Raw genomic sequence first — 19121 nt, forward strand, 5'->3', positions numbered from 1 at the left:
GCCCGCAGCATAGCTTGCCTTTCGCGCATGGAAAAACGACAATTCCGCAGCAAAGCATGAGGAAATGGAATGCATCTGCCGCCCTTGCCTGCGCTGCGCGCGCTAGAGGCGCTGGACCGTCTGGGCAGCGCCACAGCCGCCGCGCAGGAATTGAACCTGACGCAAAGCGCGGTCTCGCGCCAGTTGCGCACGCTGGAGGATCACCTCGGTGTTTCTCTTTTTCTGAGACAAAACAGGTCCTTGCGGCTGACACCTCAGGCGCGGGAATTCGCGGCCAGCGTGCGGGACACGCTGGACCGGCTGACGCAGGCGGCCATGGCGCTTCGGCTGGACCCCTCGGGCGGCGCGCTGAACCTGGCCATTCTGCCCAGCTTCGGCATGCGCTGGCTGTTGCCGCGCCTGCCGGATTTCACGCGCCGCCATCCAGAGGTGACGGTGAACATGACAACCCGCCTGCGGCCCTTCAGCTTTGCCGCAGAACCCTTTGATGCGGCGTTGCATTTCGGCGCGCCGGACTGGCCGGACACGCATCACCTGCGGCTGATGACCGAAACCGTGCAGCCGCTGGCCGCGCCCGGTCTCTTGCCCGATGGGCCGGTCCCGCTGGACGCCCTGCGCCGCCTCCCGCTCTTGCACATCCAGACCCGGCCAGAGGCATGGGCGCGCTGGTTCGCCCTGCAGGGGGCCGATCCCGCACCCCTGCCCGGCCCCACCTTCGACCAGTTCACCGCCATTCAGCAGGCGGTCCTGCACGGGCTGGGCGTGGCGCTTTTGCCCGATTACCTGACGGATCAGGAACGTGCTTCCGGGTCCCTGCGCCGCGCCTACGACGCCCCGCCCGTCAGCCTTGGCGCCTATTACCTCGTCTGGCCCGCTGACCGCCCGCCCGGTCCCGGTGTGAGGGCCTTTCGCGACTGGTTGTCACTTTGCACGGATGAAGAGGAAATGCTGCCGCGCTAGACGACGCAAGATCACCGCTTGCACCGGACTGCGCGGCACGTCAAAACGGCAATCATGACTGCTCAAGCGCCTGACATCCTGTGCATCGGTTCCGTCCTCTGGGACGTGATCGGACGGTGTGAGGCGCCGATGCGCGAAGGCAATGACATGCCGGGCCGCATCACCCGGATCCCCGGCGGCGTGGCGCTGAACATTGCCATGACACTGGCCGGTCTGGGGCTGAAACCTGCGTTGCTGTCCTGTGTCGGACAGGACGCCGAGGGCCATGAACTGGTCGCCGCATGTGAGGCGCTGGGACTGCAAACCGCGCATCTGACCCGCGCCGAAGACCTGCCCACGGATGTCTATATGGCGGTCGAGGCCGAGAACGGGCTGATCGCCGCCATCGCCGACGCCCATTCGCTGGAGGCCGCAGGCGACCGCATCCTTGCGCCGCTGATCGGCGGGGTGCTGGGTAATACCGACAGCCCCTACCCCGGACAGATCGCGCTGGATGGCAACCTGACAGAGGCGCTCCTGGCCGAAATCGCCTGCCACCCGGCCTTTGCGAAGGCCGATCTTCGCGTGGCTCCCGCCAGCCCCGGCAAGGCGCGCCGCCTCTCGGCTTTTCTGTCATCGGGGCGCGGCACGCTCTACGTGAACCTCGAAGAGGCCGGATTGCTCTGCGGCACGCATTTCGACAACGCGCCAGAGGCCGCCGCCCGACTGGTTCAGGCGGGCGCGAAACGCGTCCTTGTGACCAACGGCGGCGCGCCCTGCTGTGACGCCGATGCCTCGGGCCTCGTGACAGAGGTGCCGCCGCAGGTCCGCGTCAGCCGGATCACCGGCGCAGGCGACACTTTCATGGCCGCTCATATCGCCGCCGAACGCCTTGGCCACGACCGGCCCGCCGCCCTGAACCGCGCGCTGCGCATCGCCGCCACCTATGTCTCGGGAGAGACCGAATGATTGAATTGCACCGCTCCGCCGCCGTGGCCGAGGCTCAGGCAGATGGCCGTCCCGTCGTCGCGCTGGAAAGCACCATCGTCACCCACGGCATGCCCTGGCCACAGAACCTGGACGTGGCGCGCCGGGTCGAGGCGACGGTGCGCGATGGCGGTGCGACGCCCGCCACCATCGCCGTGCTGAACGGCAAACTGCACGTGGGTCTAGAGGATGCAGAACTGGAAACGCTGGCGCAGGCCCGCCATGTGGCCAAGCTGTCGCGGGCGGATATGGCCGTCTGCATGGCGCGCGGCGGCACCGGATCGACCACCGTCGCCGCGACGATGATCGCCGCCCGTCTGGCCGGGATCGAATGTTTCGCAACCGGCGGCATCGGCGGCGTGCATCGCGGTGCCGAAAACTCTTTCGACATCTCCGCCGATCTGCAGGAACTGGCGCAGACCCCGGTGACCGTCATCGCCGCCGGGGCCAAGGCCATCCTCGACCTGCCCAAGACGCTGGAAGTGCTGGAAACCCTTGGTGTGCCGGTCATGGCCTATGGGCAGGATCAGCTTCCGGCCTTCTGGTCGCGCGAGGCCGGGCTGCGCGCGCCGTTGCGCGCCGACACCCCGCGCGAGATTGCCGCCGCCCACCGGATGCGGGCGCAGCTTGGCCTGCCGGGCGGCCAGTTGGTGGCCAACCCGATCCCGCCAGAGGCGGAAATCCCGCGCGAAACCCTTGCCCCGGTCATCGCAGAGGCCACGCGTGACGCCGAACGGCATGGCATCGCGGGTAAGTCCCTGACACCCTACCTGCTCCAGCGCATCTTTGAACTGACAGAGGGGCGGTCGCTGGAATCCAACATCGCCCTGGTTCTCAACAACGCCCGTCTGGGCGCGGCTGTCGCACAGGAATTGAGCGTCCTGCCCGCCTGAGCCTCAGAAAGCCGCAAAGGGCCATTGTAGAGCGTTGCAGCAGCGCCTACTTTCGCTGCACGCGTTCCGGGATAATCAATGACCACGCCCTTCGAGCCTGAGACACCCAAACGCGCAGGCCTGTTTACCCGCCTGCGCAACTCCTTTCTGACCGGCATTGTCGTCATCGCCCCCGTGGGACTGACCGTCTGGCTGATCTGGACGGTCGTCGGCTGGGTCGACGGCTTCGTCTGGCCCTTCGTGCCGGACGCCTATCAACCCAACGCGCTCCTCAATCGCTGGATGGTCGGCCCGGACGGGCCGCGCATTCCGTGGCTGTTTGACTGGCTGGACGCCAACGGTGATGGCCGGGTCGAAATCAACGTGCGCGGCCTTGGCGTTGTCGTCTTCCTGCTGTTCACCATCATCGTCGGCTGGATCGCCAAGGGGCTGATCGGTCGCTCGATGATCAGCTTCGCCGAAAGCCTCGTACAGCGCACCCCGGTTGTGCGCTCGATCTATTCGGGTCTCAAGCAACTGGCAGAGACGATCTTTGCGCAAAGCGAACGCAGCTTCGAAAAGGCCTGCCTGATAGAATACCCGCGCAAGGGGATCTGGGCCATCGGCTTCATCTCGACCCATGCCAAGGGCGAGATCGTGAAAAAGGCCATGGTGACGGGCGAACTCTTGTCGATCTTCATCCCCACAACGCCCAACCCGACCTCGGGCTTTCTGCTGTTCTTCCCCAAGGAAGACGTGATCGAACTGGACATGTCGCTGGAGGACGCGGCCAAATTGGTGATCTCGGCCGGGCTGGTTTACCCCAACGGTCAAGACGCCAAACAGGCGCTTGAGGCACAATTCCGCAAGGCGTCCTGAGCAGCGCTTTCCTAAGAAAGTGTAAATTCGTCTCTGGAAGCCCTTGATTTCGTTAGGGCACCTTGGTGTCCACGCGTGGACACCCCATTTCGGTCAGCCAAACATCGCCCGCAGATCGACGGTCTGACGCTGCCCGATGTCCCCCTTGTGCTCGTCCAGAAACACCCCCGCCGCCCGCCGCCCGGCCTGCTTCAGCTGGGCCAGAACGCTCGGCACCGGCACCATCTTCGTCGCCACGGACAGCGAGTTCATCAGCGCATCATCGGCAATCATGTGAACGAGGGGACGCTTCATCGTCCCGGGCTGCAACGCGCCCGAACTCAGCAGCCGCTGCACGAAATCGATGGCCCGCAATTCCCGCAGCAACGACGAATTGAAGCTGATCTCATTGATGCGGTTCTGGATCTCCGGCGGGCTGATCGGCACCTTGTTGCGCTTGAGCGGGTTGATGTTCACCACCACCAGATCGTCGGGCAGATGTTTCTGAAACAGAGGGAACAGCGCCGGATTGCCGGTATAGCCGCCGTCCCAGAACGGCTCGATCGTGCCGGTCTGCGGGTCTTCCAACTCCACCGCCTGAAACAGCGTCGGCAGACAGGCAGAGGCCATGATGACCTGCGGCGTGATCGCGTCACCGGAAAACACCCGGATCTTTCCATCGCGCACCTGCGTGGCACAGACGTGGAAATCCGGGCCCCTGTGGGCACAGACCCGGTCGAAATCGAACCGCTCCACGATCCGTTCCAGAGGGTTGCGGTACAGGGGGCCCCAGGAATAGGGCGAAATCATCCGTCCCACAGCCTCACCCCAGCTATAAGGCCACGAATACTCGATGCCCTTGCTGACGACCTCGGGATGCGGCAGCCAGGCGTCCAGCCACTCCGGCACGCCCATATCGTCCAGCGCGCCGATCTGTCCCCAGAGCCAGTCCAGGTTCTCCCGCGCGCCCTCGGCCCCGCCAACCAGCATCCCGGCCTTCAGTGCTGCGCCGTTCAGTGCCCCCGCCGAGGTGCCCGAGATTGCCGCGATCTCGATATCCGGGTCTTCAAGCAGGCGATCCAGCACGCCCCAGGTAAAGGCCCCGTGCGCGCCGCCGCCCTGAAGGGCAAGGTTGATCCGCAATTTCTCTGCCAATGTACCGGGCCCTGTCTTCTTTGGTTTCAAAAATATCTCAGGGGGAGTCCCGCAAGGGATGGGGGCAGCGCCCCCTGCCCCGTCTCACATCAAAGCGCGGTCCAGCCGCCGTCGACGCTGATCGTCGTGCCGGTGATCTGCGCCGCGGCGTCGGAACACAGGAAGACGGCGGTGCCGCCCATCTGCTCGACCGTGGCGAATTGCTTGGACGGCTGCCGCTTCAGCATGACCTCGCGGATCACCGTTTCGCGGTCCATGTCGTATTCCTTCATGGTGTCGGGGATCTGCGCCTCAACCAGCGGGGTCAAGACGTAGCCCGGGCAGATCGCATTGGCGGTGATCGGTTCCTCTGCGGTTTCCAGCGCGGTGGTCTTGGTCAGGCCAACGATGCCGTGCTTGGCGGCGATATAGGCACTTTTATAGGGAGAAGCAGTCAGACCGTGGGCAGAGGCGATGTTGACCACCCGGCCCCAACCGGCAGAGCGCATCATCGGCAACGCGGCGGCGGTGGTGTGAAAGGCAGACGACAGGTTGATCGCGATGATCGCGTCCCATTTTTCGGTCGGGAACTGGTCGATCGGCGCCACGTGCTGGATGCCCGCATTGTTGATCAGGATGTCGCAGGCGCCGGCCTGCTCGATCAGGGCGCGGCACTCCGCGGCCTTGGACATGTCCGCCTTGATATAGCGTGCCTCGACGCCATGTTCCTTGGCGATTTCCGCGGCAAGCGCGTGGTCTTCGTCCCGGTCGGTGAACGAGTTGATCACAACCGATGCCCCGGCCTTGGCCATTTCATGCGCGATGCCCAGCCCGATGCCTGAATTGGATCCGGTGATGACGGCGGTCTTTCCCTGCAGCGGCATGTCTGCCCTCCGATGTCAGATGTGTTTGCACCCGCAACATAGAACGGCCAATCCGGTTCTGCACCTGCACAATCGACATGGCGCAAGGAAATCTGCGCGCCGCCGGCGGCTTGTCGCGCAGGCGTCGACAGGACGCAGGAAGGGGTGAAAATCCGGGTGATGGGTGCCTTTAGATCAGGCAGAAAAAAACCCCGGCCGAAGCCGGGGTTAAGTCATTGAGGCAGGTTTCATACAGGCAAGAAACCTATCGAGCAGTGCTCTTTGTATAAGCGTTTCAGCGCCCGAGTCCAAGCTAAAAGTTTGAAAAGGCGTAAAAGGAGCGATACGCTCAGGCGCAAGAAAACAAGGGCAGACAGGGACCGTCCACAAAATGTACATAAATTTTTTCCGAAAACTGGCCGCGCATTACGTCGCGGCCGGGGCGATTCTTTCCGCCGGGTCACTCTGGGCGGAACCGCAGCATGGCATAGCTATGTATGGGGCACCGCAGCTCCCACCCGATTTTGTGTCGCTCCCCTATGCCAATCCAGAGGCGCCGACCGGCGGAAAGGTCGTCACAGGCGAACTGGGCAGCTACGACAGCCTCAATCCGCACATCCTCAAAGGCTCTTCTCCCTGGCAATTGCGTTTTTTGGCTTATGAGAGCCTTATGGGTCGCAGTTACGATGAACCCTTTTCCCTTTACGGCCTATTAGCCGAATCGATAGAGGTTGGCCCGAATCGGGAATGGGTCGAATTCACCCTGCGGACCGAGGCGAAATTTTCGGATGGCAGCCCGGTGACGGTCGAGGATGTCATGTGGTCCTATGAGACGCTGGGGACCAAGGGCCACCCGCGTTACCGCGGCCTGTGGGACAAGATCGAAAGCATGGAACAGACCGGCCCGCAGTCGGTCCGCTTTGCCTTCAACGAGGACAACCCGGAACTGGCGCTGTTGGTCGGCATGCGGCCGGTTCTGAAAAAGGCGCAATGGGACGGGCTGGATTTCGAAAACTCCAGCCTCGACATCGTGCCGATCACCTCTGCTCCCTACGTCATTGGGGATTATGAGGCCGGTCGGTATGTCGAACTGACCCGGGACGACGATTATTGGGGAAAGGATGTGCCGTTTCGCCGTGGCACCAACAATGTCGATACCATCCGGCTGGAATTCTTTGCCGATGACACCGCCCTGTTCGAGGCCTTCAAGGCCGGGATCATCAATACCATCCGCGAGACCAACGCCGAGAAATGGAAGACCCAATACGATTTCCCGGCCGTGACTTCCGGCAGGATCGTCAAGACGGAAATCCCGCACGCGCGTCCCACCGGCATCTCCGGCTTTGTGATGAACACACGCCGTCCTCAGTTTGCTGATTGGCGCGTGCGCGACGCTCTGATCCATGCCTTCAACTTTGAGTATATCAACGACACGTTGACCGGTGGCGCACAGCCGCGGATCACCTCCTATTACGGGAACTCTCAACTTGGCATGCGGCCCGGTCCGGCAGAGGGGCTGGTGCGCACGTTGCTGGAACCGTTCAAGGATGAACTGCTGCCCGGTGCGCTGGAAGGCTATGAACTGCCGGTCTCGGATGGGTCGGCCCGTAACCGCAAGAACATCGCCAAAGCATTGGACCTGATGGCCGAGGCGGGCTGGACCGTGCAGGACGGCGTTCTGAAAAACGCCGAAGGCCAGCCCTTCACCTTCGATATCCTGATCCAGCAGGGTCAGGGAGAAAACGTGTCGATGGCCGATATCTACCTGCGCGCTCTGGAACGCATGGGGATCGCGGCGACGATCACCACCATCGACCCCGCGCAGTATACCGAACGCACCAACAAGTTCGATTTCGACATGACGACCTTCCGGCGCGGTCTGTCGCTCAGCCCCGGCAACGAACAGTACCTATACTGGGGGTCCGAGGCGGCGGATCAGGAAGGATCGCGCAACTGGATGGGCATCAAGTCCCCTGCCGCCGAAGCGATGATAGCGACATTGCTGGGCGCGCAGACCCGCGACGAGTTTCTTGCGGCGACACGGGCGTTGGATCGGGTGCTGACCACGGGCCGCTACGTGATCCCGGTGCAGGACCGCTATGCTGTCAGCCGGATCGCCTACGCCAAAGAGCTGAAATACCCAGAGTATCTGCCGATCTACGGCGACTGGATCGGCTTCCAGCCCGATGTCTGGTGGTGGGAGGAATAACCCCGTCCGGGGAGACATCCGCCGATTTCCGCCAATGTCCGGCGCGATGGGTGCCGACGAAGTCCCGGGGGGATTCAAACTCTCCCCGATTTGCGCTACACTGCCCCGTATCAACGGCGAAAAGACCGCAAAAGAGGCAGACTATGCGAGCAATTCTGATAATCGGGCTGGCCCTTGGGCTGGCATCCTGTGGCACCGTGGACGGTATTGGCCAAGACATCTCCTCCGGTGCGCGCACGGTGCAGGGCTGGTTCTGAGCCAACCCGACCGTTCTCCGCAGGCAATCTGAAAAGGCCCCACTTCCGGGGCCTTTTTGCTGTCCGGCTTACAGCATGCCCTTGCAGTTTTTTCTGGAGACGCCTTTGCCGATGTGGTGCGGGTTCAGGACGATGATCCAGCGCACGGGATGGCCCGGGGCCTGCGTACGGCGATAGGTGCATCCATCGGCGGTGGTCATGTAGTCGCCCTGCGGAACCATGACACCCTGCGTGCCGACAAAGGGCTGCGCCTGTGCAAGGTAGAGGTGCTTGGGTGTCTCCGCGCCATCATCGCTCAGCGAGGCAAGTGAGAGGGCAGCGGCGGCAAGGGGGATCAGGGACATGGAAGGCTCCGTTCGGTTTGTGACTGCAAAGGCCCCGGCGCCGGACAATGGCGCCATGCTGCGTGCAAGGTGACGCAAAGGCCTTTCCAGCCCGTGACCGGGCGGTGGCGAATCCGTGGCGAATGATGCGGATTGACTGAAAATGCGGTCGAACCTGGCGGTTACTGCGCGACCACGATCTCGGCTTTCAACCCGCCCAGGCTCTCGCTCTCGCCCAGTCTCAGTACTCCGCCATGCGCGCGCGCGATGTCGGCCGCGATTGCCAACCCCAGACCCACGCCCGATCCGCGGTCCTGATTGCGGGCGGGATCGAGGCGGACAAAGGGGCGCAGCGCATCCTCGCGCCGCTCGACCGGGATGCCGGGACCATCGTCCTCTACCCGGATCCGGAGCGATGTGTCCGTCAGCACGACCGACACCCGGCAGGTCCGGGCATAACGGCCCGCATTGCCCACAAGGTTTTCGACCGCCCGGCGCATCGCGCGAGGCCGCAGCATGACCGTCCCCTCGCCCGTCATCTCTCCGACCGAAACGTCCTGACCGGACCGGCGAGCATTTTCGACGATGTCCCTGATCATCGAAAAGGGATCCGTCGGCTCTGACTCGGCGGTTTCGGCGTCGCCGCGCGCAAAGTCTAGAAAGGCGTCGATCAGCCTTTGCATCTCTTCCACATCCCGCTCCAGCGGCTCGCGGTCGGGATCATCCAGCAACGACAGACCCAGCCGCAACCGCGTGATCGGCGTGCGCAGATCGTGGCTGACGCCGGACAACATCATTGTCCGCTGTTCGATATGCCGTTCGATCCGCGAGCGCATGTCCAGAAAGGCATGCCCGGCAGAGCGGACCTCGGTGGCCCCCGCCGGTTTGTACGGCACGATGCGACCCTTGCCGAAAGCCTCTGCCGCATCCGAAAGACGGGTGATCGGGCGCAATTGGTTGCGCAGGTACAGAAAGGCGATCAGCGTCATGAGGGCGCCAAAGAACAGCATGTTCACGAACAACTGGTGCGGGTTCGACGCCGAGGCGCGCCGCCGATCCAGCGTCATCCGGTAAAGCTGATCGTCGCGACTGACATAGAGGATCACGTCGCGGTCGTCGGGCAACAGGATGCGTTCGACCCCGGGCACTCGTTCGGACAGTTCGCGGATCACCAGACGACCGGTCAAGTCGTACCAGCGTCTGGAGTTGCTTTCGGGAAGAAGGGAGATCGGCACGGGCACCAGGCGGATGCCCAGAACCGACCGGTCCATGCTGTCAGGCAGCGTTCCGACGGCCAGGTTCACTGCCCGCGCCAACTCCCCCGACAATTGTTCTGTCACGTCTTCGAAATGCCGCTGGATAAACACAACCGACACCACCAGTTGCAGGGTCACCACCGGCAGAACCAGGATCAGCGCCGCCCGCCCATACAGGCTTCGCGGCATATATCGTTTGAGCCACTGGAAGAACATGCGCTAACCCTATCCCGCACCGCCCTGCCCCGCCATCGCGAAAGGACTGTCCCGATGCAAAACCCGCAGCCAGATTTTCGCCCTCAGCCGGGCGTGCCCGAGGTTCTGGCCCCGGGGCTTCGGCGCGTTCTGGCGCCCAATCCGTCGCCGATGACCTATCGCGGCACCAACAGCTACCTTCTGGGGACCCGCGGGCTTGCCGTGATCGATCCGGGGCCGGATGATGACACCCACCTCGACGCATTGCTGTCGGCGATCGAGCCGGGACAGGAACTGACCCATATTCTCGTCACCCATGCGCATCTGGATCATTCCCCGCTGGCGCGGCGCTTGTCGCAGGAAACCGGCGCCCTCGTGTTCGGTTTCGGACCGGCCGAGGCCGGCCGAAGCGCCGTGATGCAGACGCTGGCCGCCGAGGGCGTCGTCGGCGGAGGCGAAGGCGTTGATCGGGCATTCCGACCCGACATGCCGTTGGCGGACAAGGACATCGTAGAGGGTGACGGCTGGCGCATCCAAGCGCTGCATACCCCCGGCCACATGGCCAATCATCTCTCCTTTGCCTGGGAGAACGCCCTGTTCTCCGGCGATCTGGTGATGGGGTGGGCCACATCCCTTGTCTCTCCCCCTGATGGGGATTTGACCGCCTTCATGACGTCACTGGAGCGACTAAAGGCACAGCCATGGTCTGTCTTCCATGCCGGGCATGGCGCGCCAGTGGGCGATCCGATGGCACGGATCGGCACTTTGCTGGCGCACCGGCGCGGGCGCGAAGCCGCAATATTGGCCGCACTGGCCAGTGGTCCTGCCAGTGCTGGCTCCCTGGCCCGGCAGATCTACACCGAGACACCAGTCGCGCTCTTGCCGGCGGCAGAACGGAACGTTCTCGCGCATCTCATTGACCTTTTTGAAAAATCCCGGGTGGAGCCAGAGGGAAATCTCAGTGCTTCCGCAAAATTTCGCCGCGTTTGACCCCGGTACTCATCTTTCCGCATTTTTGTTGCGAAACCCTCTGGACGCCCGGATTCGACATTGCTATATCGCCCGCATGGTCCGGCGTAGCTCAGCGGTAGAGCAGTTGACTGTTAATCAATTGGTCGTAGGTTCGATCCCTACCGCCGGAGCCAAATCTTCCAACTGCCTGTATTAGAACAGAAAACTCCTTCGGGAGTAGCTGTTCGACGATTTGGCACTCCGCTTGGCACAGTGGAGCGGGTCATGCCGTGTAAACCAAGATACAGATACCTCGAACGCCGCGGCCGCCTCTACTATTGGCGGCGCAGGTGGCCCCAGGGGTCCTGCCGCTGCGAACCTGGATTTTTTCATCAAACCCGGTTTCTGCTTTTTCCACTACGTACCGATGTTCCCCGCGACGCGGAGGCCATCGCCCGGAGATTGACAGATCTCACCGACCTGGCTTTCGCCGCCTGTGCGGAGAAAACCATGTCGATGACACCTGCGGAGATGGAAAGCCTGCTTGTCAGCCTGTGCCGTTTTCAGATCGAAGCGGCCGATCTCGCCCGCGAGATGGCGCCCGCCCGCACCTTGGAAGCCGCCCATTATGAACAAGCCTGTGCCGAGGCCGCTCTGTCCACGCTGCGACAGGCTGTTCTGCTACGGGATCGCGACATCGCCAAGGCGCCTCTGCAGGCCACGGCGCAACGACTTGGGATTGAACTGGACCTGTCCGACGGGGATTATCAGAGCCTCGCCATGCGGGCCCTTGAAGCCATGATCGAAGCGGGCGAAGAGAACATGCGCAGGGACAAGGGGCAGTTCGGAACAGGCGGCCGCTATCTGCCCGCGGCAAGGCCGGTTGCCCAACAGTTCCAGGGGGCCATCTTGCACACCGCCCATGAAAGGCCCAGCCCTGTCGAGACGCGGCAAACTGATGTGGCGGCAGGGCTGAAAATGATCGGCATCACGCCGGAAAATCCGATGGCGGCAGAGGCGTGCCGACAACCTGTCGGGATCCATGAGACGGGGAATGGCGAAGCCTCGAACGACGCCGAGGCCCCGGAAGAACCAATCTCTGCGTCAACACGGCCGCCTCGGCAAACGGACACGGCGCCACGGCCAGGAGCGGTGGCGTCCAAGCAAAAGCCCAAGGTGTCGAGATCCGCTCGAGGGCTCCGCAGCATCGGCGAGGAATACGTGGCGCTCCGTTGCAAAGGGCACGCCACTTTCAAGCGAACCGAGATCCCGAATGCAAAAACGGGCAAGAGCTGGGAAAGGAACTCGGCCCCCAACGTGCGCTCCACGATCAATCTTCTTGAAAAAGGCCTGGGTGGCAAAGACCTTGCGGAGCTGACTGACAAGATGTTGACCGACTTCTGGTCCATCGTTGTTCGCCTGCCCCGCGGTTACGGCGACAGGACCGACGACAAACGCAGCCTGCGAGACATCGCCGATGAAGCCGACCGGCAGGATGCCAGGAACGAAGCTTTGACGCGCGCGCGACACAAGAATCTCGGCTCAAGCCCCGGCAAGACCGAATTCGACGTCCATATCTCACGGCTGCCGCGCCTGCGTGTCGGAACCATCTACCGTCATATGCAAGACGCACAGAGAATCATGAAATTCGCGGTGGCGAAGGGCTACCTCGCGACCAATATCATGAGTGACCACATCTGGGATTCCCGCGAACTGGCCCGTCGGGAAATGATGCAGGAAGACAACAAGCGTGAAACCTGGTCCCAGAAATTGCCAATCCTCCTGCGCAGCCGGATCTTCCAACAGGAACTGGAAGTAGATCCTGGCGACCCCATGTTCTGGGCGCCGTTGATTGCCCTGCACGCCGGGTTGCGCAGCGAGGAGATCCTGCAATTGGCAACGGACGATATTCGTGAGTTAGAGGGCATCCCGTGTCTTGTTCTGCAGCAGGGCCTTGGCCAGAGTCTGAAGAGCGCCGCAGCGCGGCGCATCGTTCCGGTCCATCGAAACTTGATCGACCTCGGCTTGTTGGAGCGGTTCGCCCTGCGCAAACGCGAGGCCGAACCGCGGCTATTTCCATGGCTTGAGAGGAGCGGTGCAAAGGAGACCTTCACGGAGCCGTTCTCGAAGGAGTTCACGCGGTATCGAAAAGAAATAAAGGTCTACCAGCGCGGGCTCGATTTTCATGCCTTCCGAACGACTTTCAACCAAGCCCTGATTTCCACGGAATGCCTGGACAGTCAGAGGCGGTACATGCTTGGACATGTGGAGAATGACACGGGCATCAAGCACTATGCGCCGGAGGGCTTCCCGATCGCACGACTACGCGAACGTGTCGATGCAGTGGTCTACGATGTCTCGATGGTGCGCAGGCCGTTCGGGACCCTCAGGCTACGCGGAGTTTCGGATCTTGATGTGCATCGGCAGGCCAGGGCCGCGAAAACGTCATGATACGTAAAGCGCTGCCCCCCTGTCTCGAAGACGGGGAGCAGCGCGTTTTTTTGGGGCGGCGGCATTCAGCAGCTTTCGAGCAGTTCCGCGGCGATGCGGCGGGCGTCGAGAAGCCAGCGAACACTATTGATGCGGTCAGCCAGCGCCTTGGTGGTGGTGCGCAAAGTGAGCAACTCAGCCCCCGCCTGGGAGTACTCGTGCTCGATGCGCGGCGGTGCGATGCCGTAGTCGTCCTGGACGCAGACGGTCCGGCGTTCAGACTCAGCAGCCCTGGCCAGATCCTCTGCGAAGTCGCGCAGGGTCTTGACGTTAATTGTGCCGAAAATGGTCTGATGACCAATCTCGGTAGAGACCTGCTTGGCAGCACGCGCCATCGCACTTGGAAAGAAGCCGGTTTCAAGCGCGGCTTCGATCCCGGTTTTCAGCTTTTCAGCTTCGTCAAGCGCATCTTCGATGCGTTCGATCAGTTTTTCATCTGCCGGAATATTGCTCATGCGCAGCCCTCCTGGCCGTTGACATGTTCGACGGCTTCGATCGCCTGGGCCAAGGCCTCGGTCAGCACGCAGATCTCAGCGATGTAAGGCGCTTCCAGATCAAGCTCACCGAAGTACCAAGACCCTGGCCGATCGAAATCATGAACGTGTTCGAGACTGCGCAGGCCCTACAGCGCCTGCGCCTCCTGTCGAATTTTCCGCGTCATGCGCGGCTCCAGCGACAGTGCGTCGATCAAGCGTTGCGTGCGCTTGAGCCATGCCGGACCGCCAAGCAGGATCGCAGCATTCTGCAGTGCCTCGCCGTGCTCATGAGCGAAGCGGTGAATGGCTGTGTGTGTGGAAGGAAAGTCAAACATATTTTTCTTACTTCTTAGCCGTCCGCGAGATGCGGGCGGTGACAACACTTTGGCTTCCGACTGTTGATTTTATTGGGTAATTTCCGGGTTTTGCTTACTCCTTTTGTTGTGCGGTGACGCCGTTTGATTGTCGCGGCTCTCGCAAAGAAGAGCTGCTACAAACAAACGACAAACCGGCACGCCCCTTTTCTATGTCTTTCTTTTTTGCCGGGGTGTCTGCCGGCTCCGCGTTATACTGCTCGAACGTTCTCGATCAGCGCGTTTCGAAGCCGCTGGCGGCCCGGCATCGAGGCTTTCACGGCCGGCGTCGGTGGCTTCCCGCAGCTTGCGTGCGGCTTGGACCTGCACGGCGCTGGCGCGATAGGTTTCCGTTGTTGCGGCCTGAGCGTGATTGAGCACTTCGCTGGCAAGCGCGGCCTGCTCGGGCGCCTGCGAGACGATGAAACCTGCGATGATGTTTCGGATCACCTGCGGCGTGACACGTTTTCCAAACAGTCGCAGGCACTGATCCCCAACGGATTGGCTCAGATAGCCCGGTGCGACCGGCTTGCCGCGGCTGCCGACGAACAGCGCCGTTTCCTGCACGGGAGCGACGGTGGTGCGATGGTGCGCGACGTAGTCCCGCAGTTGGCGCCGCACATCGGGCGTCAACACACGCTGGTCGCGCTTCTTGTCTTTTGTCTCACGCGCGGAAAGATACAGCGACGTCAGATCCGGATCGAAATTTTCCTTCAGATCGAGCGTTGCAAGCGACTCGAGCCTGATCGGCGAATTCACGAGCAGACTGAGCGAAAGCCCGGTCCGGGCGAGCTTGTTCGCGGACTCCCGGGCTCTGCGTCCCGGATGTGCAAGATGACGGCGCAGGGCAACATCGTAACAGCTTTGCGCCGCCAACCGCAATTCGGCGAGATCGACGAGTCGGCCGTCGTTGCGCGACGGTTGCAGTGCAGCTTGCTTCTTCAACAGCTTCAGCACCGGATCGATCCAGTTCCAATCGCGGTCCGCGAACAAAGCACGGCCCAGGAGTTTCAAACGCTGAACCTCGCCATGCACGGTCGCGATCGAAACCTCGCCGCGTCGGAAAGCGGACTGGCGGTTATCCAGCCGTTTTTTCAGCGTCGCCGGGGTCACGTCTTCGGTCAGATCATTGGCGCGGCAGAAGTCGAAGAATGCCCATGTGGACGCCAATCGCGACTGCAATGTATCGACAGACCACGCCTCAACCAAAAGCCCGTCGTTCAAGCCCTCGGGGCAGAAATGCAGTTTCGGCTTCGCCGCATTCTGCCAGTGCGGCGGCAGGCGGTGCCAGTTCCGCGCGATCTCTCGGATAAGCGCCGCGCGCTTGCTCTCGACCTCGACTCTGGTCTCACGCCCGAATGCATTGGCATCGGGAAATACGGACTGCAATGCCTGCCGCATCGCCGATGACATTTCCGGTCGTAAATCTTCACACCTGCGTTCGATCAGCGCTGGCGTGATCAAGTCCGGCGGCAGATCGTCCCGTGCAGCGGCCCGAAGCCAGCGGCCGAGGCCTTGCTCGAGCCGCGGCCTTTGGTATTTCGAAGCATTGGCAAAAGCCGCGTCAAACCGCGCACGTATGTCGTCCGGCCAATTTGACGGGGCGAGGGAAAGCCGGTGTTTTGGCATCGTTCAACGCTCCATCTGCTGTTCAAGATCGATGCGAAAGTCGACGTGCGACATCACGCGACGGCTGTATTGATCGAGCAATTTCAGGTAGTTCTTTTGCGCGACGATCTTGCTGACTTCGGCGTAATAAGCCCGCGTCGTCTCGATCTTCTTGTGACCGAGGACTTCTTGCACAAGTCCCATGGCGCTCGGATCCATGTCGAGGATCACTTTTCCTGCGATATGGCGCATCACCTGCATGTCCATCTTGAGCTGGCAATGTTTCCAGACATGCTGTCTGAAGCGGCCGCTCAGTTTTTCTTTTGTCATATAGCCGAAACCGGCCGCATAACCGCCATTTTCGCCGCGTTCCTTGCGGTCCGTGCAGGCGCCGGGGAAGAGATGCTCGTTCTCGGCATGCACATCTGCATTTTCGGCGAACACCGGATGATAGATTTCGATGAAGCGTTTCAGCATCCGTACCGTTTCCGGATCGATGGTGACGTGCACCGATCGCAGGTTTTTCATTTCGGCGGCTGGCAGGATCAATCGCCCCTCCCCTGTACCGATTGGCAGGCTCAAATGAGACTGCTCGCCGAAGGCGCGCAGGCGCGCGATATTCGTGCGGCGCATCGGCGTGACACGTTGTGACAACTGCGCGATCAATGCCGATCGCGCCAGCGCGGCCTGCGCCAGGGTCGGACGCGACTTGCCGCGTTTGACCCAGCTTTCCGCTTCACGCCAGAGCGTGCCCGGCGCATGGAACCAGCGCGACAGCGCCGAGTCATCGTTGAACTGGCGCAACATCTCGTCGTGATGACGCCCGATCTTGCGCTCTTCGTAGACGTAGCCAACGGAGCCGTCCGCTTTCAGCTTGCTGCCAACGACACTGGGATCGAGTTTCAGTGTCAGGGCACGAACCGGCTCAAGCAAATCTTCCGGCAGAGCGCAGGACTTTCCGACGCTGTAGAGCGCCTGAACGACAGAGCATTCATAGCGCCCCTTCTTGTGAGGCTCCCAGTTCTGTCCGCGCGCTTCGATGCGCGCCCGACGCTTGCCACGGATCGCGGCGACCGCCGCCAAAAGACACTCCGGTCGGAACAGGTCCTCCAGTGTGCGCGGTTTGTCTCGAACTACAGCGTCCCTTTCCGCCGCATGCCAGACCCGCTTGACGGCATCGCGCAGGTTGCGCTGCGTTCCCGGTTCACGGGCAAGCTTCGGCTGCGTCCCGGTTTTGCCGCGCAATTCGCCAAGCCCAAGATCGTCGTCCTCATCGACAAATGAGGACCAATTGAGGTCGCCCTGCGGCGCAACCATCTGGTCCGTCAGCGCATCGACCCGTGCCCGGATCGCGTCCGGCACAGTTGACCAACTCACATCCGGTAGGCGATCCTGCCGTCCCAAGGGCTGAAAGAGCGCGGCACGCAGATTTTCTTCCGAAATCAGGTTGTTCCAGATCCGTCCCGCACGGCGCAGTTTCTCGGGATGACTGTCAGATTTGCTCGCGATTTCCTGCGCCGAAAACTCAGCGAGAAACGCCGCATCGATGTCTTCGGAACTCAGGTTGTTCTGATCAGCGCGCAGAGCGAGCCTGCGAAAGATCGCAGCTTCTGATTTCGCATGGGGTGGCGTGCGCTCAGCAAGCTTGGCGAGCAGCACCCGCCATTGGTGCGGCAGAGCTTTGACGTCGGCTTCTCGCCCGCCGATAGCATTCGGATCGACGAGCTTCACCGCGGCGCGGATCTGCGACAGCTTGTTGACGAGAGACTTCGCTGACTGCACTTGCAGATCTTCGGGGCGCAACCGGCGCAATATCGGTTCGATGACAACGGATGTTGCAACGATCTGGTCCGGAGCGGTGGCTTCCGAGGTCGCGAGTTGTTGGATTGCCTGCACGGCACGCTTGGCAGCGTCTGGCTGGCAAACGCTCTCGACGGCATCAATCGCGTCGGAAAGCGTGGGCAGGCGACCACGCAATCGCAATGCCAGCGACCGCCGCGCGGAGTCCGCCCAGGCGCGCTGCGCGCGGCGGAGATCACTCATGATCTGGCTTTGTCGCGGGCCGAGTTCGTCCCGCTGCTCAGGCGTGATCGTGCTGCAGACGTGAAAGAGCTCTTCGACGGAAGGATCGCCAACCGGCATCAGCGTCTCACGAAACTTCCGCACCGAGCTGATTGTCGCGAACCGCGTTGCGGCATTCATCGGTGTCAGACGCAACACGGCGATGAGGTCCGTGGTCGTCCCGTGAAATTCGCGATCATCAAACATAGCAATTGTCCTTTCTTGGCAAGTCTCCGGGGTGTTCGCCAGGTGCGTTCGAAACAAAACGCGCCTGGCGAACACCCCGGAAACTGCCGACAGGGGCAGACAAAGAGCCCCCCTTCCCGCCGCTGGCTGACAGGGAGCGACACGGGACGACATCGGGGCAAAAGGGGTGGTCTACATTCCGACCCAATGGAGACCGGCCATTTTCCCCGGAAATAATAACACATTGAAAATACGTCATTTTATTCAACGTCCTTTTTCGACATACGAACGCAATAATCGACCCAGATCGACTGCATTTCCTGCTCGATGCCTTGGAATTTCCACAGTGACAGCGCGGTGATTTGCCAGCGCCCGTTGGGGCGTTTGCCATGCAACCGACCCTCTGCGAGGTACCGCTGTATTTGCCGCTCGGACTTGCGCAAAAACTCGGCCGCTTCGCGGGCGGAGAAAGTGTCATCCGGACTTACGATCATTTTTGTTCTCCTTTCGACCTCAGTCGAAAAGGAGATGCGCACGTTTGTGACGGATCAAAAATTCAGGTTTGTTTCCCGTCAGTGGGTGCGCGAAACCCGCAGTTCCCGGCAGATCTGCTTGATCGGTTTCTTGTCCTGAAAATACGCCCACCGGATCTTCGCTATCGTCTCCATGACCAACATCCCACCCTGCGCTCCCCGATGACCTCGGGAGCATCTTCCACATCAGTGTAAGTGGGTCACTTTTGGACGCCGATTACCCCGCTACGGGGGGCAATTTTGCATGCCCGTTCACTCAATGTCGAAACTGAGGTGGGTATTGGGAAACACGATCTTACACAGTCGGCGCTCGGCCAGATCTTTGACGTTCAAGTGCTCGGGCACACTTGCCGCCGCTCGCGCCATGCTCCTGACTGAGCCTGGATGGAAAAAAGTCGGCTTCCTCTGTCGGACAGGGACGCATTCGCGTTTGCAGTGAACTTCAACTTTCCTGAAGGTTTTTCGATGTGGGCCGCTGCGTGACGGCGGGCGTCGTGCGTGCCTCGGCCCGCGTTGACAAACCTCGGAAGGAGGAAGCCGCGGGGGGCTTGGCGCTGTCTGTGGGGAAAG

Annotated in this window: 17 protein-coding genes and 1 tRNA gene; 10 read left to right on the forward strand and 8 right to left on the reverse strand. The window is 61.7% G+C overall.

The features are described 5' to 3' along the window. Window positions 1-69: 69 nt before the first annotated feature. From ACTXGA_RS15735 to ACTXGA_RS15750, 4 genes are all read left to right on the forward strand, one after another. Window positions 70-960: a LysR substrate-binding domain-containing protein gene (locus ACTXGA_RS15735; RefSeq protein WP_443395256.1), complete on the forward strand. Its 891-nt coding sequence runs from the start codon at window positions 70-72 to the stop codon at window positions 958-960. Window positions 961-1014: 54 nt separating this feature from the next. Beyond that, window positions 1015-1908, forward strand: a complete 894-nt coding sequence (locus tag ACTXGA_RS15740) for a PfkB family carbohydrate kinase (RefSeq protein ID WP_443395257.1) — start codon at window positions 1015-1017, stop codon at window positions 1906-1908. Further along, complete coding sequence (locus ACTXGA_RS15745; protein WP_443395259.1) at window positions 1905-2819, forward strand: pseudouridine-5'-phosphate glycosidase; 915 nt, start codon at window positions 1905-1907, stop codon at window positions 2817-2819. The genes ACTXGA_RS15740 and ACTXGA_RS15745 overlap by 4 nt, the downstream gene beginning before the upstream one ends. A gap of 78 nt (window positions 2820-2897) precedes the next feature. Next, entirely contained in the window at window positions 2898-3677 is a 780-nt protein-coding gene (locus ACTXGA_RS15750; RefSeq protein ID WP_443395261.1) for a DUF502 domain-containing protein, read from the forward strand. A gap of 93 nt (window positions 3678-3770) precedes the next feature. On the opposite strand, the gene ACTXGA_RS15755 is transcribed toward ACTXGA_RS15750, so the two are convergent. Both ACTXGA_RS15755 and ACTXGA_RS15760 read right to left on the reverse strand, forming a co-directional pair. Continuing rightward, window positions 3771-4811, reverse strand: coding sequence for a patatin-like phospholipase family protein (locus ACTXGA_RS15755; RefSeq protein ID WP_443395262.1), 1041 nt, complete (start codon window positions 4809-4811; stop codon window positions 3771-3773). Window positions 4812-4900: 89 nt separating this feature from the next. Further along, window positions 4901-5674, reverse strand: coding sequence for a 3-hydroxybutyrate dehydrogenase (locus ACTXGA_RS15760; RefSeq protein ID WP_443395264.1), 774 nt, complete (start codon window positions 5672-5674; stop codon window positions 4901-4903). 370 nt (window positions 5675-6044) lie between these two features. On the opposite strand from ACTXGA_RS15760, the gene ACTXGA_RS15765 reads away from it, so the two are divergent. Together ACTXGA_RS15765 and ACTXGA_RS15770 are read left to right on the forward strand one after the other, a co-directional pair. Further along, window positions 6045-7862 (forward strand): extracellular solute-binding protein, encoded by a 1818-nt coding sequence (locus tag ACTXGA_RS15765; RefSeq protein ID WP_443395266.1) that lies wholly within the window; start codon window positions 6045-6047, stop codon window positions 7860-7862. Window positions 7863-8005: 143 nt separating this feature from the next. Next, complete coding sequence (locus ACTXGA_RS15770) at window positions 8006-8119, forward strand: entericidin EcnA/B family protein (RefSeq protein WP_443395267.1); 114 nt, start codon at window positions 8006-8008, stop codon at window positions 8117-8119. A 68-nt stretch (window positions 8120-8187) separates the two neighbouring features. On the opposite strand, the gene ACTXGA_RS15775 is transcribed toward ACTXGA_RS15770, so the two are convergent. Next, window positions 8188-8463 carry a hypothetical protein gene (locus ACTXGA_RS15775; RefSeq protein ID WP_443395269.1) on the reverse strand — a complete coding sequence of 92 codons (276 nt, stop codon included), beginning with the start codon at window positions 8461-8463 and terminating at the stop codon, window positions 8188-8190. Between the two features lie 161 nt (window positions 8464-8624). Further along, on the reverse strand, window positions 8625-9914 hold the full coding sequence (locus ACTXGA_RS15780; RefSeq protein ID WP_443395271.1) for an ATP-binding protein: 1290 nt from the start codon (window positions 9912-9914) through the stop codon (window positions 8625-8627). A gap of 54 nt (window positions 9915-9968) precedes the next feature. Between ACTXGA_RS15780 and ACTXGA_RS15785 the strand changes: the two genes are divergently transcribed. The 3 genes from ACTXGA_RS15785 to ACTXGA_RS15795 all read left to right on the forward strand — a co-directional run bounded on the left by ACTXGA_RS15785 (window position 9969) and on the right by ACTXGA_RS15795 (window position 13295). Further along, window positions 9969-10883 (forward strand): MBL fold metallo-hydrolase, encoded by a 915-nt coding sequence (locus tag ACTXGA_RS15785; RefSeq protein ID WP_443395273.1) that lies wholly within the window; start codon window positions 9969-9971, stop codon window positions 10881-10883. 80 nt (window positions 10884-10963) lie between these two features. Beyond that, window positions 10964-11038 (forward strand) — tRNA-Asn (locus ACTXGA_RS15790). 268 nt (window positions 11039-11306) lie between these two features. Beyond that, window positions 11307-13295: a site-specific integrase gene (locus tag ACTXGA_RS15795; RefSeq protein ID WP_443395275.1), complete on the forward strand. Its 1989-nt coding sequence runs from the start codon at window positions 11307-11309 to the stop codon at window positions 13293-13295. 65 nt (window positions 13296-13360) lie between these two features. On the opposite strand, the gene ACTXGA_RS15800 is transcribed toward ACTXGA_RS15795, so the two are convergent. Then, on the reverse strand, window positions 13361-13789 hold the full coding sequence (locus tag ACTXGA_RS15800; protein ID WP_443395277.1) for a hypothetical protein: 429 nt from the start codon (window positions 13787-13789) through the stop codon (window positions 13361-13363). A 23-nt stretch (window positions 13790-13812) separates the two neighbouring features. Here ACTXGA_RS15800 and ACTXGA_RS15805 point away from each other — a divergent pair, with 23 nt between their 5' ends. Further along, a complete protein-coding gene (locus ACTXGA_RS15805) occupies window positions 13813-14163 on the forward strand; it encodes a hypothetical protein (protein ID WP_443395278.1) in 351 nt (116 codons plus the stop codon). Between the two features lie 171 nt (window positions 14164-14334). Here ACTXGA_RS15805 and ACTXGA_RS15810 read toward each other — a convergent pair whose 3' ends face one another. The 3 genes from ACTXGA_RS15810 to ACTXGA_RS15820 form a co-directional block, all read right to left on the reverse strand. Beyond that, entirely contained in the window at window positions 14335-15792 is a 1458-nt protein-coding gene (locus ACTXGA_RS15810; protein ID WP_443395280.1) for a hypothetical protein, read from the reverse strand. Between the two features lie 3 nt (window positions 15793-15795). Next, window positions 15796-18039 carry a hypothetical protein gene (locus ACTXGA_RS15815; RefSeq protein ID WP_443395282.1) on the reverse strand — a complete coding sequence of 748 codons (2244 nt, stop codon included), beginning with the start codon at window positions 18037-18039 and terminating at the stop codon, window positions 15796-15798. A gap of 239 nt (window positions 18040-18278) precedes the next feature. Next, the gene (locus ACTXGA_RS15820) at window positions 18279-18512 is read right to left on the reverse strand and encodes a helix-turn-helix domain-containing protein (protein WP_443395284.1); all 234 of its coding nucleotides are present in this window, start codon (window positions 18510-18512) and stop codon (window positions 18279-18281) included. Window positions 18513-19121: the final 609 nt, after the last annotated feature.

This window comes from Antarctobacter jejuensis (genome assembly GCF_052266595.1).
GTDB classification, from domain to species: Bacteria; Pseudomonadota; Alphaproteobacteria; order Rhodobacterales; family Rhodobacteraceae; genus Antarctobacter; species Antarctobacter jejuensis.